14 protein-coding genes are annotated in these 13235 nt (G+C 62.8%); 9 read left to right on the top strand and 5 right to left on the bottom strand.

Going from position 1 to position 13235, the window contains the following annotated elements:
* Positions 1 to 30: 30 nt before the first annotated feature.
* Positions 31 to 357: a hypothetical protein gene (locus XH92_RS18995; protein WP_246788656.1), complete on the top strand. Its 327-nt coding sequence runs from the start codon at positions 31 to 33 to the stop codon at positions 355 to 357.
* 350 nt (positions 358 to 707) lie between these two features.
* Positions 708 to 1001 (top strand): GYD domain-containing protein, encoded by a 294-nt coding sequence (locus XH92_RS18990; protein ID WP_246788487.1) that lies wholly within the window; start codon positions 708 to 710, stop codon positions 999 to 1001.
* Between the two features lie 134 nt (positions 1002 to 1135).
* Here XH92_RS18990 and XH92_RS18985 read toward each other — a convergent pair whose 3' ends face one another.
* On the bottom strand, positions 1136 to 2761 hold the full coding sequence (locus tag XH92_RS18985; protein ID WP_194460550.1) for an ABC transporter substrate-binding protein: 1626 nt from the start codon (positions 2759 to 2761) through the stop codon (positions 1136 to 1138).
* 289 nt (positions 2762 to 3050) lie between these two features.
* On the opposite strand from XH92_RS18985, the gene XH92_RS18980 reads away from it, so the two are divergent.
* Complete coding sequence (locus tag XH92_RS18980; RefSeq protein WP_050406373.1) at positions 3051 to 3812, top strand: proteasome-type protease; 762 nt, start codon at positions 3051 to 3053, stop codon at positions 3810 to 3812.
* Between the two features lie 12 nt (positions 3813 to 3824).
* The gene (locus XH92_RS18975; protein WP_194460549.1) at positions 3825 to 4583 is read left to right on the top strand and encodes an SDR family oxidoreductase; all 759 of its coding nucleotides are present in this window, start codon (positions 3825 to 3827) and stop codon (positions 4581 to 4583) included.
* Positions 4584 to 4944: 361 nt separating this feature from the next.
* Here XH92_RS18975 and XH92_RS18970 read toward each other — a convergent pair whose 3' ends face one another.
* Positions 4945 to 6168 carry an MFS transporter gene (locus XH92_RS18970; protein ID WP_194460548.1) on the bottom strand — a complete coding sequence of 408 codons (1224 nt, stop codon included), beginning with the start codon at positions 6166 to 6168 and terminating at the stop codon, positions 4945 to 4947.
* 115 nt (positions 6169 to 6283) lie between these two features.
* On the opposite strand from XH92_RS18970, the gene XH92_RS18965 reads away from it, so the two are divergent.
* A complete protein-coding gene (locus tag XH92_RS18965; RefSeq protein WP_194460547.1) occupies positions 6284 to 7540 on the top strand; it encodes a NupC/NupG family nucleoside CNT transporter in 1257 nt (418 codons plus the stop codon).
* A gap of 107 nt (positions 7541 to 7647) precedes the next feature.
* On the opposite strand, the gene XH92_RS43910 is transcribed toward XH92_RS18965, so the two are convergent.
* The 3 genes from XH92_RS43910 to XH92_RS18950 all read right to left on the bottom strand — a co-directional run bounded on the left by XH92_RS43910 (position 7648) and on the right by XH92_RS18950 (position 9832).
* The gene (locus XH92_RS43910) at positions 7648 to 7818 is read right to left on the bottom strand and encodes an MGMT family protein (RefSeq protein ID WP_371818086.1); all 171 of its coding nucleotides are present in this window, start codon (positions 7816 to 7818) and stop codon (positions 7648 to 7650) included.
* A gap of 1057 nt (positions 7819 to 8875) precedes the next feature.
* Positions 8876 to 9442, bottom strand: coding sequence for a cupin domain-containing protein (locus XH92_RS18955; protein ID WP_194460546.1), 567 nt, complete (start codon positions 9440 to 9442; stop codon positions 8876 to 8878).
* 99 nt (positions 9443 to 9541) lie between these two features.
* Entirely contained in the window at positions 9542 to 9832 is a 291-nt protein-coding gene (locus XH92_RS18950) for an usg protein (protein ID WP_074127572.1), read from the bottom strand.
* Positions 9833 to 10225: 393 nt separating this feature from the next.
* Between XH92_RS18950 and groES the strand changes: the two genes are divergently transcribed.
* The 4 genes from groES to XH92_RS18935 all read left to right on the top strand — a co-directional run bounded on the left by groES (position 10226) and on the right by XH92_RS18935 (position 13199).
* On the top strand, positions 10226 to 10540 hold the full coding sequence (groES, locus tag XH92_RS18945) for a co-chaperone GroES (RefSeq protein ID WP_021077770.1): 315 nt from the start codon (positions 10226 to 10228) through the stop codon (positions 10538 to 10540).
* A gap of 44 nt (positions 10541 to 10584) precedes the next feature.
* Entirely contained in the window at positions 10585 to 12225 is a 1641-nt protein-coding gene (groL, locus tag XH92_RS18940) for a chaperonin GroEL (RefSeq protein ID WP_024582526.1), read from the top strand.
* A 407-nt stretch (positions 12226 to 12632) separates the two neighbouring features.
* A complete protein-coding gene (locus tag XH92_RS43625) occupies positions 12633 to 12767 on the top strand; it encodes a hypothetical protein (protein ID WP_256437671.1) in 135 nt (44 codons plus the stop codon).
* A 216-nt stretch (positions 12768 to 12983) separates the two neighbouring features.
* Positions 12984 to 13199: a hypothetical protein gene (locus XH92_RS18935; protein ID WP_076858594.1), complete on the top strand. Its 216-nt coding sequence runs from the start codon at positions 12984 to 12986 to the stop codon at positions 13197 to 13199.
* The last annotated feature ends 36 nt before the right edge of the window (positions 13200 to 13235 follow it).

Raw genomic sequence — 13235 nt, 5'->3', positions numbered from 1 at the left:
CTCGTGTTATTTGGTGTTCGAGCCGCGACGATGCAATACTGGGGCAGCTTCGCTTCTGGCGCCTGCGTCGGAGGCCGATCGCCGGGATCGACCGATGAGATCCGTGGAAACAGCGTCGCGATAGCGGTAAAAGAGAGCATGGCAAATGGTCACGTTGTCCTCGTAAGAACTGCGCCGTTGGACGGCGGCCCGCCTGTTCGCTCGGTCTTCTTCGTAGCTGAAGGAGACGCGGCAAAGGCCACCGCAATTATTGCGGACATGATGGCTCCGAATGAAACGGTCGAAGCGTGGGGGCTGCTTCCCGAAGCAGCTGTCAAGGCGCTCGGGTTGAAACCCGGTGACTACACCCACACCTGACGTTCATCGGATAGCTGTCCGGCGCGCGAAGGTCTGCGGCCGCATCCTTGCGCAGAGGGTGTGATCTTGACGCGGCGCCCTCGCTTACGCGAGGCCATCGCGGTCCCGATCACAACGCGGGGAGCCCTCTTTCTCAAGCAAGGGACATGGCGTAATCTGCAACGAGCTGCCTTAGACGGGACGGGCCGACGTCTCCGTTTGAAGGAACGGGCAGCGGTCAGGCCGTCGGCAGGCATCGCAGTCTGAAAGCAGCGCCTGCCTTATGTGGCGCTCCCTCAACTTCAACATGATGCAGGTTGGCCTGCCGCACGCGCGGCAGACAAGGGAATGCGTAACCCTTGGAGGACGACATGGCGACATTCATAGTGAGGATCGACTGGACCGATCAGGGAATTCGTAGTGTCAAGGACGCTCCCAAGCGCAGCCGAGCGGCAAAAGAACTCGCCAAGACGCTCGGTGTCGAAATCAAGGAGGTCTATCTCACCTCCGGCGAGCATGACATCCTTCTCCTCGCCGAGGCCCCGCTCGGCGACCACATCACAAAGCTCGCGCTTGCCCTCAGTTCTCAGGGAAACATACGGACCTGCACCTCACGGGCCTGGCCCGAGTCCGAGTGGACCAAGCTGATATCCGAGCTTCCGTAGCGGCTTCGGATGTGGACCTGTGCGCGCCCTGACTAACGGGTACCGTCGCTAGTCTGACACCCGGCGATCGGCGCCAGCACTCCGCGTGTGCGCAGGGCGACGACGCACGTCGTCGCCCTGCGGGACAGCACGCGTTATTTATCCAGCCAGACATCCTCGAAGCGCAGATTGTTGTACTGGCTGTTGTCGTGCGGATGAAAATTCTTCACGTAAGGCTGCCAGCAATTGCCGGCCGATGAGTGCAGGATGACCGGCCGCGCGGCGTCGTCGACCAGCAGGCGCTCGATGTCGAACACAATCTTGCGGCGCTTGTCCTTGTCGACCTCGCGCGACTGCGCGGCGAGCAGTCTGTCCACCTCGGCATTGCAATACTGGGTGTAATTGCGCTCGGAATTGCAGGAATAGTTCTCGACCAGGTTGCCGTCGGGATCGTCGACGCTGACGCCGGTGACGTTGAGGCCGATCGTGTAGTCCTTGCGCTGCAGCCGCGAGTACCAGCGCGGCGTATCCAGGATGTCGAGCTCGGCGACGATGTAGATCTTCTTGAGCTGGTCGGCGAGGATCACGGCCGGGTCGCGATAGGTCGGCAGGTTGCGGGTCTGGATCTTGATCGACAGCGGCTTGGCGTCGCTGTAGCCGAGTTTCTGCATGATCGCCTGCGCGTCGGCGAGGTTCTTTTCGATGTCGGGGCCGTAGCCCATCAGCGTCGACAGGATCTCCGGCGGCATGCCCCACTCGCCTTCGGGCTTCGCCTGCATCGCGCCGCCGAGCCGCCCGGTGCCCTCGAACAGGATGCTGTTGAAGGCCTTGCGATCGAGCGCCAGCGACATCGCCTTGCGGATGTCGGGATTGTCGAACGGCGGATTGACCCGGTTGACCAAGAGATTGATCTGCAGATTGGTCGACGTCATCTCGCAGATCGCGTTCGGCGCCCGCGCCTTGACGTCCTTCATCAGGGGAATGCTGACGTCGGACGGAAAGGTGATGTCATAATCGCCGGTCGCGAACGCCAGCATGCGCGTGGCGCGGCTGTCGATCGAGCGCACCGTGATCTCGTCGAGATACGGCCGGTCCTTCTTGAAGTAATCGGGGTTGCGGACGAGACGGATCGAGTCGCCGCGCCGGAACTCGACGAACTTGAACGGCCCGGTGCCGATCGGCTTGGTGCGCATCACCTGCTGAGGAACGTGGCACGGATAGACCACCGAGAAGGCACTGGCGAGCAGCGCCAGCAGGCCGGGCTGCGGCTCGCTCAGCTCGAAGGTCGCCTCATCGTCACCGTTGATGCTGACATCCTTGAGCTTCGAGTACCAGACCTTGCGCGGATTGCGCTTGAAGTCCTGGGTTTTAGAGTCTTGGGTTTTGGAGTCTTGGGTCTCGCTCTTGCCGATCAGCATCCGCCAGGTGCATTGCACATCCTTGGCGGTGAAGGGCTGGCCGTCATGCCATTTCACGCCGTGATGCAGCTTGAAGGTGAGCTTGGTGTTGGTCTGATCCCACGACCAGCTCTCGGCGAGATCCGGAATCACGGTGTCGATCGATTCGTGCACCTTGGCCGGGTCGAACACCACGAGGTTGTTGAAGACCGCCGCGAACGGCATCACCGAGGCGATGGTGGATTCCTCGAGCAGCGAGGTCGAGGGCGGATTGTCGTTGTGATAGAGCCGCAGCGTGCCGCCCTTCTTCTGCGCCGATGCAGGGCTCGCGGCCATCACCGCGACGCTCAGTGCCACGACAAATGCAGACAGTTTGAGCGACATTCTCGCCTCCCGGAATTCTTGTTGTTCTTGTCGATACAGGCAGTCGACCACAACGCCGAGTGCCTCGCAATGAGACGGGGCGCAGATCATTGCCGGCTGCGCGCGACGCAGAACGCGGCCGGGCAAGCACAGGATTCGCAGGCGGCCAACCGTGGAACAGGTCCTGACCGTTGCCGGCCCCTCCAGACCGGCCGTCGCTTGTCCCGTCACGGGGAATTGGGGTTGGATGCATGCTCGAAATTGGCTACTAGTTTCCCGCCGATGAACTCGGACCGTTTGAGGACTGGAAATGACCTATTGCTGCGGAATTCTGGTGCGCGACGGCCTCGTCATGATCGCCGATACCCGTACCAATGCCGGCCTCGACAACGTCTCGACCTTCCGCAAGCTGCACATCTTCGAAAAGCCCGGCGACCGCATCATGGCGATCGCCAGCGCCGGCAATCTGGCGATCAGCCAGTCGGTGCTGTCGACCCTGACCGAGGGCATGGAAGATCCGCACACGGGCGAGCTCGAGACGCTGATGAACGCGCCGACCATGTTCCAGGCGGCGCAGCGGATCGGCCGCGCCATCCGCTCGGTGCATGCGACCGAGGGCGATGCGCTGCGTTCCGAAGATATCTCCTTCGACGTCTCGTTCCTGTTCGGCGGCCAGATCAAGGGATCGCGGATGCGCCTGTTCATGGTCTACACCGCCGGCAACTTCATCGAATGCACCACCGACACGCCCTATTTGCAGATCGGCGAGCACAAATACGGCAAGCCGGTGCTCGACCGCGCCATGCATTACGACGTCGAGCTCTATGAGGCGCTCAAAACGGGGCTGATCTCGATGGATTCGACGATGCGCTCCAATCTCGGCGTCGGCCTGCCGATCGACGTCCTGGTGGTGCGCACGGATGCCTGCGAGGCCGATCTCAACCACCGCATCGAGGCCGGCGAGCCCTACTTCCACGATTTGCGCTCGCGCTGGTCGGCGGCGCTGCGCGCGGCGCACCAGAACATTCCACGTCCACCCTACAAGAACGAAACCGAAGCAAAAACCAAGTAAGAGGAAACTCGGATGACCGAAGCAACCAAGATCGCGCTCGTGACCGGCGCAGGCACCGGCGTCGGCCGCGCGGCATCGCTCGCTCTGATGGACAAGGGCTACACCGTGGTGCTGGTCGGGCGCCGCCTGGAGATGCTGGAAGAGACCGCCAAGCTCGGCCCCGCCGGCAAGAGCCTGTGCGTCACCGCCGACATGGCCAACCCGGCCGCGATCGCCGCGCTGTTCGACAAGGTGAAGGCGACCTATGGCCGGCTCGACGTGCTGTTCAACAATGCCGGCATGGGCGCGCCGCCGGTGCATTTCGAGGATCTGCCGCTCGAGCAGTGGCAGGCCGTGGTCAACACCAACCTCACCGCGCCGTTCCTGTGCACCCAGCACGCCTTCCGCATCATGAAGGACCAGAACCCGCGCGGCGGCCGCATCATCAACAACGGCTCGATCTCGGCGCACGCGCCGCGGCCGTTCTCGGCAGCCTACACCTCGACCAAGCACGCCATCACCGGCCTCACCAAGGCCTCCAACCTCGACGGCCGCATGTATGACATCGCGGTCGGCCAGGTCGATATCGGCAATGCCGCAACCCCGATGACCGACCGCATGGTCAATGGCCCCGGCGTGCTGCAGCCGGACGGCACCACCAAGCACGAACCGCGCATGGATGCGAAAGCAGTCGGCGACGCCGTCGCCTACATGGCCGGCCTGCCGCTCGACGCCAACGTGCTGTTCATGACGGTCATGGCGACCAAGATGCCGTTCGTCGGTCGGGGCTGATCTATCTCCCTGCTTGCGGCAGGATGATCACGACGGCATGGCCGGGCTTGTCCCGGCCATGCCCTCGCAGGGACGCACTGCCAAAAATATCGAGAACAACCCCATGCAAAGTAGCCGGCAGCTAGCGGCGTCCGAGACGGCAGCTTGACACGTCGGGCAACTCAGCGATATTTTTCCATTATTCCGAAATTTGTAAGTACCTCGGCGCGGGTGATCTTCCCCTTCTCCCCGCTTGCGGGGAGAAGGTCGGGATGAGGGGGAGTCTCCACGAGGACGGTGAAGGACGAACTCGCGGAGAGTCCCCCTCACCCGCCGCTGCGCGGCGACCTCTCCCCGCAAGCGGGGCGAGGTAAGAACGCCCCTACTCCAGCTTCTCGACATCCCGCAGCGTCGGGAACAGCTTCATCCAGAGCAGCGCGACCGCGACGGTGGCGACGCCGCCGAGCACGGCCGACGGCACGGTGCCGAGCAGCGCCGCGGTGACGCCGCTCTCGAACTGGCCGAGCTGGTTCGAGGCGTTGATGAACAGGAAGTTCACCGCGCCGACGCGGCCGCGCATCTCGTCGGGGGTGGCAAGCTGCACCAGCGAGAAGCGGATCACGACGCTGATCGTGTCGGCGGCGCCGACAACCGCGAGCGCTAGCGCCGACAGCCACATCCAGTGCGACAGCGCGAACACCACCGTCGCCACGCCGAATACGATGACCGCCTGGAACATGCGTAATCCCACGCGGCGGTTGATGGTGTGCCGCGCCAGCACCATGGTCATCAGCAGCGCACCGACTGCCGGCGCGGCGCGCAGGATGCCGAGGCCGAGCGGGCCGGTCATCAGGATGTCGCGCGCATAGATCGGCAGCAGCGCGGTGACGCCGCCGAACAGCACCGCGAACAGATCGAGCGAGATGGTGCCGAGGATCGCCGGATTGCTGCGCACGAAGGTGACGCCGGCAAACAGGTCATCCGACACCTCGCCGTTCTTCGCCGCCGCCTGCTGCAGCCGGCCGATGCCGCCGGTGAGCAGCGCACCGAGCAGCCAGAACACCATCATGATGCCGTAGGGCGCGCTCGGCATCAGCGCATAGGCGAAGCCGCCGAGCGCGGGTCCCGTGATGGTCGCGACCTGCGCCGCGCCGCTCGAGATCGCGGTCGCCCGCTGCAGCGCGCCTTGCGGCGCGATCAGCGGTAACATTGCGGCGGTCGCCGGGCTCTCGAACGCGCCGGCGATCCCGAGCACGAAGGTCGCAACGAAGATCTGGATCTCGGAGATGGTGCCTGCAAAAGTGCTTCCGGCAAGAAACAATGCGGTCAGCGCTTCCGCGATCTGGCAGGCCTGCACCACGCGCTTGCGCTCGAAGCGGTCTGCGGCGTGGCCGGCGACGAACACCAGCAGCGCGGTCGGCAGGAACTGGACCAGTCCGACCATGCCGAGGTCGAACGCGCTGCCGGTCAGGTCATAGATCTGCCAGCCGATCGCGACCGCGCCGATCTGGCTGGAGAAGCGCGACAGGCTGCGCGACGACAGAAAGAACAGGAACGGTCTGTGGCCGAGCAGATCGCGGGCGCCGGCCGGCGTGGTGGTGGACATGCGTGATTGCGTGGCCGAGCGCCTGCAACTTGTCAATGGATTCAAGACGCACGCGCAACAGCATTGCGCTGCGCGAGGCCCCTGCTCATAATCCGCTGATGTTCTTGGGGGCGTGATGCTGCAGTTGCAATCGGCGTTCGGCGTGGTGGCGTTGCTTATGATCGCCTGGGCGTTGAGCGAGAATCGCATGAAGGTGTCGCTGCGGCAGGCGGCGATCGGGCTCGCGGTCACCGTTGCGACTGCGCTGATGCTGATCAAGGTGCCGCTGGTGACGCAGGCCTTCGGCGCGATCAACGATGCCGTCGGCACCATCGCGGCCGCGACGCGCGCCGGCACCGCCTTCGTGTTCGGTTACGTCGGCGGCGGCCCGGCGCCGTTCGATCCCAAGGCACCCGGCTCGGATTTCATCCTCGCGTTCCAGGCGTTGCCGATCGTGCTGGTGATGAGCGTGCTGACCACGCTGCTGTTCTATTGGCGCGTGCTGCCGCCTGTCGTGCGCGGCATGGCCTGGATCCTGGAGCGCACGCTCGGCGTCGGCGGCGCGGTCGGGCTCTCGACCGCGGCCAACATCTTCCTCGGCATGGTGGAAGCCCCGCTGTTCATCCGCCCCTATCTGGCGCAGCTCACCCGCAGCGAATTGTTTCTGGTGATGACCGGCGGCATGGCCGGGATCGCAGGCACCGTGCTGGTGCTGTACGCCACGCTGCTGGCGCCGCTGATATCAGATGCGGCCGCGCATTTCGTCATCGCCTCGGTGCTCGGCGCACCGGCCGCCATCTTGGTGAGCCTGATCATGGTTCCTGAGACGTCGGACAAACGCACTGGCGGATCGCTCGACGATCCCGATGTCCCGGTGTCGTCGACGATGGACGCGATCGTGAAGGGTACCGCGGCCGGGCTCGAGCTCTTGATGAACATCATCGCGATGCTGCTGGTGCTGGTCGCGCTGGTCTATCTCGGCAACAAGATCATCGGCCTCTTGCCGGAGATCGGCGGCGCGAAGATTTCGCTGCAACGGTTGCTCGGCTACGTGATGGCGCCGGTGTGCTGGCTGATGGGCCTGCCCTGGCCGCAGGCGATCACGGCTGGAAGCCTGATGGGCACCAAGACGGTGCTGAACGAGCTGATCGCCTATGTCGATCTGTCGAAGCTCGGCCCCGACGCGCTCGATCCGCGCTCGCGCCTGATCATGCTCTACGCGATGTGCGGCTTTGCCAACTTCGCGAGCCTCGGCATCATGATCGGCGGCCTCGGCATCATGGCGCCCACACGGCGCGACGAGATCAACGCGCTCGGGCTGAAATCGATCGTCTCGGGCACGCTGACGACGTGCCTAATGGGCGCGATCGTGGGGGCGATGACGCAGCCGTAGCCGCAGTAGCCTGGATGGAGCCAACGGCTCGCGCGAACGCGCGCCCGATGACAGGCTCCGCGCAATCCGGGGCGGTGCTGACGCGGTGAGGCTCCCTGTCAAGCGGATCATTGTTGGGCCGGCCGACGGCGCGGACGAACGTAGCCGCGCATTGAGCCGTCGCTTGCAATAACGCGATGACAGGGGATCGATGGGTCGTAATTCGTGCGCATTATGGCACCAACCGCGCGCGCAGCCTTCGGATTGCCGGCTTTAGCAGCGACAGCTTTGTACGTCATGGCCTTCCCCTTTGGGATCTTGCGCACGATGTCGCGGACCTTATCTGAAAAGGTTTTCATAGGCCGAGTGTAGCAGATTTCTCAGAGGATTTTCGCCTTTTTACTTGCGGTTGGAACGAGCGCGTCGCGTTGGCACGGAAGATTCGACCGGACGTGCCGGTGTTAGTTTCGAAGTGCGCGCCGCCGTCTTAACATTGTGGGCAGCTATTCCCCTAGCGTCGTTTACCGCGCAGTGCCGGCGTGGACGCAAACGGAGCATTGCGGACATCGACCGGCGGCTCCGCCCGATGCGATTCGACGTGAATGACCCATAGCGGACTTCGCTGACGAGTTTGGAATAGTGCTCCGATACAGCTTTTGTTCGCTATCTCCTTAAGGTTGAGGCAATCAACCTACGCTATTGTCTCGCCTGTGTCCTTCAAGATGGTAATGGTCGGGACCAAGGGTAATGTCTGGTTACTTCCTCACTGCCTGTCTGATCGTGGTAGCCTTGAGTTTCGAGGTGTCGTTTCGCCGATCCCGGAATCTATCACGGAACTCTGAACTGCTTGGCCCGGCCCAGCGGCTCGCAGTTCGGCGGCGTGCGATGTGGCCGGCAGGCGGCGGGCTAATCTGCATGCTGCTGGGATGGATGGTACTTCATTTTGTTCAAGACAAGCTTGTTCTCTCCGTGACGGGCAGTCTAATAATGCTTAGTGCTTCTTTTTTCACCGGATCGTTTATTGGCTTTGTGGCCGGGACAGTTAATCGGGTTTGAAGCGCCGCGATCAACGCAAAGCGAAAAAGTTCATCAGGCTATGGCCGCCGACACGCGACCATGACTTTGCCATTGTCCTGTTGAAGTCCGGTTGTGGCCCATCGCGACATCTTGCGTTGCCGCACGAACTTGGTCGCTATCGGGGCAAAGCGGACGGAGAGTCACGCCGACGGTTTTATGGGTACACCGCCTAGAAAATCGTCATGCCCCGGGGCTTGAACCGGGCATCCATCAACCAAGAAAGAGTCTTTCGAAGCAGGATGGATGGCCGGGTCAAGCCCGGCCATGACGCAGCAGTGCCTACGCCTTCAGCTCCACCGTCTTGAACTCGGCCGGCAGGATCACTTCCAGCAGTTCGACGTCGTCGGAATAGTCCAGGATCATGTGCTTGATACGCGGCGGCTGGGTCCAGGCGCTGCCTTGCTGCATCAGCGTCTCGCCCTCGCCCTCCATGTAGGTCTTCACCCAACCCTTGAGCACATAGACCATCTGGAAGTCGACGTCGTGGTAGTGCAGCTTCGACACCTCGTCCGGATTACACGGTCCCTGGAGCCGGATCACATGCGCCTGCGCGAGGCCGTGCGAAGCGGCGGCAATGCCGAGGTCGCGGTACCTGGCGTATGCGCGCAGCCCGTCGGCCTTGAAATCCTCTTCGCGGTGATGGCTGATGGCAACGCGCTGCTTCGGCCGCGCCTTGGTCGCCGCTTTGGGCGCGCTCTTCTTCGCCGCCGAGACGCGGCCCTTGGACTTGATGGTCTTGCGCGCGGACGATTTCGCGGAGGATTTTTTGGCACCGGCGCCGAGCCCGGTCCATTTCTTCTTCACCGCGGTCTTGGCTGCGGATCTTGATGCCGGCTTCTTGGCCATTGTTCGCCTCCCGTCTTTTTCTGATCGGTGGAGGCTAACACAAGTCGCGTGCGCGCAGGTGGGCAAAGGCGCACAGCGCGCTTTTGCCCTCTTGCCCGCTCAATGCAGCCTGAACACGCCGTCGACGGCGCGCAGCTCGGCCGGCTTGACCAGCTTGGAATGCGCCACCGTCACCGAGAACAGCGGGCCCTCGAGCTTCTGCTGCCAGAAGGCGAGGAAATCCTGCAGCGCCGGAAATTTCGGAAACAGATCGTAGTTCTGCCAGACATAGGTCTGCAGCAACGAAGGGTGATCGGGCATCCGATAGAGGATTTGCGCCGTCGTCAGCCCGTACCCCAGCAACTGCTTCCGGAAATCGTCGGAAACAACCCCACCAACTCGCGAGACCATGCCAACCTCCTGTGACGGAGCGCACTCACATGGTGGCCGACCTTCCCCGCCGGACCACCGGCAATGGATGCGCTCACATGAGAGAAATGTGACGCACGCGACTAACCCATCTCAAGCCTAAATGTTTAATAGGTTGTTGAAATTTCTTGCGTTGGCAGCAGCTTACCGCATCTGCTAATAGCCCAGCGGGCGCTCCCGACGGCATTAAGGATGCCGAAATGATCCCGGCATCCTTCTGGCAGCCGTCATTCGCGAGTGCCAATTTTTCTGCTAGAGGCACTTGCCGGCCGCCAAGGCTTGGCCTATCTCCTGCCCAACCAGCCTGGCACTCGCCGGGCTGGACTGCTAAAACTCCAAAAATCTACAGCATCCGCAAATGTTTAGGAGGACTGCATGAAATTCCGTCCGCTTCACGACCGCGTCGTGGTTAAGCGTATCGACGCCGAAGAGAAGACCGCTGGCGGCATCATCATTCCGGACAGTGCCAAGGAAAAGCCCTCCCAGGGCGAAGTCATCGCCGTTGGCCCGGGCGGCCGCGATGAAGCCGGCAAGCTGATCCCGATCGACGTCAAGGTCGGCGACCGCGTCCTGTTCGGCAAGTGGTCCGGCACCGAGGTCAAGATCGACGGCGAAGACCTGCTGATCATGAAGGAAAGCGACATCATGGGCGTCCTCGACGTCCCCGCTTCCAAGAAGAAGGCGGCCTAAGCGCCTCCCTCCCTCCCAGGTAAATCTCTCAAGGAAAAACTCAGATGGCAGCTAAAGAAGTCAAATTCTCCGTCGAGGCGCGCGACAAGATGCTGCGCGGCGTCGACGTTCTCGCCAACGCGGTGAAGGTCACCCTCGGTCCGAAGGGCCGTAACGTCGTGCTCGAGAAGTCGTTCGGCGCTCCCCGCATCACCAAGGACGGCGTCACCGTCGCCAAGGAGATCGAGCTCGAGGACAAGTTCGAGAACATGGGCGCCCAGATGGTGCGCGAAGTCGCCTCCAAGTCCGCTGACGCGGCCGGCGACGGCACCACCACGGCGACCGTGCTCGCCCAGGCGATCGTGAAGGAAGGCGCCAAGTCGGTCGCCGCCGGCATGAACCCGATGGACCTGAAGCGCGGTATCGACCTCGCGGTCGAAGCCGTCGTTGCTGACCTCCAGAAGAACTCGAAGAAGGTCACCTCGAACGAGGAGATCGCCCAGGTCGGCACCATTTCGGCCAACGGCGATGCCGAGATCGGCAAGTTCCTCGCCGACGCCATGAAGAAGGTCGGCAACGAGGGCGTGATCACGGTCGAGGAAGCCAAGTCGCTCGAGACCGAGCTCGACGTCGTCGAGGGCATGCAGTTCGACCGCGGCTACATCTCGCCCTACTTCGTCACCAACGCCGACAAGATGCGCGTCGAGATGGACGACGCCTACATCCTGATCAACGAGAAGAAGCTCTCCTCGCTGAACGAGCTGCTGCCGCTGCTCGAGGCCGTGGTGCAGACCGGCAAGCCGCTGGTCATCGTCGCCGAGGACGTCGAAGGCGAAGCCCTCGCCACCCTCGTCGTCAACCGCCTGCGTGGCGGCCTGAAGGTCGCGGCCGTCAAGGCTCCGGGCTTCGGCGATCGCCGCAAGGCCATGCTGCAGGACATCGCGATCCTGACCGGCGGCCAGGCCATCTCGGAAGACCTCGGCATCAAGCTCGAGAACGTCACGCTGCAGATGCTCGGTCGTGCCAAGAAGGTGATGATCGACAAGGAAAACACCACGATCGTCAACGGCGCCGGCAAGAAGGCCGACATCGACGCCCGCGTTGCCCAGATCAAGGCGCAGATCGAGGAGACCACCTCGGACTACGACCGTGAGAAGCTGCAGGAGCGTCTCGCCAAGCTCGCTGGCGGCGTCGCGGTGATCCGCGTCGGCGGCGCGACCGAGGTCGAGGTGAAGGAGCGCAAGGATCGCGTTGATGACGCGATGCATGCGACCCGCGCGGCTGTCGAGGAAGGCATCGTCCCGGGCGGCGGCGTCGCCCTGCTCCGTGCTTCCGAGCAGCTCAAGGGCCTGCGCACCAAGAACGACGACCAGAAGACCGGCGTCGAGATCGTGCGCAAGGCGCTGTCGGCTCCGGCTCGCCAGATCGCGATCAACGCCGGTGAAGACGGCTCCGTCATCGTCGGCAAGATCCTGGAGAACAAGACCTACAATTACGGCTTCGACTCCCAGACCGGCGACTATGCCGACCTCGTCAAGAAGGGCATCATCGACCCGACCAAGGTCGTCCGTACCGCGATCCAGAACGCTGCCTCGGTTGCCGCGCTCTTGATCACCACGGAAGCGATGGTTGCCGAGCTGCCGAAGAAGAACGCCGGCGGCCCCGCGATGCCTCCGGGCGGCGGCATGGGCGGCATGGACTTCTAAGGTCTGGCCTCTCAAGGCAATCCACGAAATGCAAAACCCCGGCAGCGATGCCGGGGTTTTTGTTTGCGACAGCCGGCCGAGCACTTGTTGCAGCGCGCTCAATGCCAGTGTTCTGCGCGACCTCGCACTGGAGACGGCACGCTGCTGCTCACGGCAGCATTCACTTATGCACAGCACTCCCCATAAACCCATGTTAGTTTGGGTTGACATTCTCAAAAAAATTATCAGCGAGAGTCGCAAACCGAACCGACAGTCTCGGCCTCGTCCCGCACAGTAAGCTCGGGACAGGATCGAAGTTCACTCAAAAATCTGAATCGAGCACGGAGCGTCAGCTCCCGTGACGCGGGCAAGCGTTGCGGAGAATGCTTGCGCTTGAGAGGGAGGGCTGTGCGGTGAGCGAAAGCCAAATGAAAGTCACCGTGAAGGGCACGCGTCTCTTCGAGATGCCGTTGTCGAGTCACCCGTTCGACCAGACGGGTGCGACGAAAGTCCGCGAACCAGCCAGGAAACGATTTGCCGAGGTGCTTCGCCACGCCGCCTGAAGAAGCGGCGTTCAACTCACATCGAGGATTCGTTTGAGGAGGGATCTGGCCGGTTGGAAAAAGCCCAGTGACGAGCATGCAGCCCCCACTGCCCAATGCTCTGTCAACCGCCGCAGGTGCGAGATGCCCCCCAACTACCCCGCACCGACCTGAGGCCAATCCAACCGGCCGGAGCTTTTCTGCAAGAGCAAAAAACAATATGAGAGGGAGGCTCACATGGGCATGGTCATGGTCAAATGTCCGCAAACCGGGCACGCGATTTCCACCGGGATCAAAACCGATCGCGAGAGCTTTCGACGCAGTACGGTGTTCTTCTCGCGCACCCCTTGCCCATTTTGCCGCGCTGATCACGCCTGGTTTGCGGGGGACGCCTGGGTCGACGAGCCGAGCATCCGCGTGCGGCGACGCCGCAGCGCCGGTTCGCCGGCCTGAAACCGGCCACCACTCTTGATCATCGCGATGGAGGGA

Source organism: Bradyrhizobium sp. CCBAU 53421 (assembly GCF_015291625.1).
Classification (GTDB): Bacteria; Pseudomonadota; Alphaproteobacteria; order Rhizobiales; family Xanthobacteraceae; genus Bradyrhizobium.
The sequence above is the reverse complement of the archived record's forward strand: the minus strand, read 5'-3'. Positions and strand labels throughout refer to the sequence as shown.

What these genes read in the sequence shown, in the direction of transcription:
- XH92_RS18980 (WP_050406373.1), top strand. Translation starts at nt 3,051, where the DNA reads ATGACCTATTGCTGCGGAATTCTGGTGCGCGACGGCCTCGTCATGATC.
- groL (WP_024582526.1), top strand. Translation starts at nt 10,585, where the DNA reads ATGGCAGCTAAAGAAGTCAAATTCTCCGTCGAGGCGCGCGACAAGATG.
- XH92_RS18975 (WP_194460549.1), top strand. Translation starts at nt 3,825, where the DNA reads ATGACCGAAGCAACCAAGATCGCGCTCGTGACCGGCGCAGGCACCGGC.
- XH92_RS18995 (WP_246788656.1), top strand. Translation starts at nt 31, where the DNA reads ATGCAATACTGGGGCAGCTTCGCTTCTGGCGCCTGCGTCGGAGGCCGA.
- XH92_RS43625 (WP_256437671.1), top strand. Translation starts at nt 12,633, where the DNA reads ATGAAAGTCACCGTGAAGGGCACGCGTCTCTTCGAGATGCCGTTGTCG.
- XH92_RS18955 (WP_194460546.1), bottom strand. Translation starts at nt 9,442, where the DNA reads ATGGCCAAGAAGCCGGCATCAAGATCCGCAGCCAAGACCGCGGTGAAG.
- XH92_RS18970 (WP_194460548.1), bottom strand. Translation starts at nt 6,168, where the DNA reads ATGTCCACCACCACGCCGGCCGGCGCCCGCGATCTGCTCGGCCACAGA.
- XH92_RS18950 (WP_074127572.1), bottom strand. Translation starts at nt 9,832, where the DNA reads ATGGTCTCGCGAGTTGGTGGGGTTGTTTCCGACGATTTCCGGAAGCAG.
- XH92_RS18935 (WP_076858594.1), top strand. Translation starts at nt 12,984, where the DNA reads ATGGGCATGGTCATGGTCAAATGTCCGCAAACCGGGCACGCGATTTCC.
- groES (WP_021077770.1), top strand. Translation starts at nt 10,226, where the DNA reads ATGAAATTCCGTCCGCTTCACGACCGCGTCGTGGTTAAGCGTATCGAC.
- XH92_RS18990 (WP_246788487.1), top strand. Translation starts at nt 708, where the DNA reads ATGGCGACATTCATAGTGAGGATCGACTGGACCGATCAGGGAATTCGT.
- XH92_RS18965 (WP_194460547.1), top strand. Translation starts at nt 6,284, where the DNA reads ATGCTGCAGTTGCAATCGGCGTTCGGCGTGGTGGCGTTGCTTATGATC.
- XH92_RS43910 (WP_371818086.1), bottom strand. Translation starts at nt 7,818, where the DNA reads ATGACGTACAAAGCTGTCGCTGCTAAAGCCGGCAATCCGAAGGCTGCG.
- XH92_RS18985 (WP_194460550.1), bottom strand. Translation starts at nt 2,761, where the DNA reads ATGTCGCTCAAACTGTCTGCATTTGTCGTGGCACTGAGCGTCGCGGTG.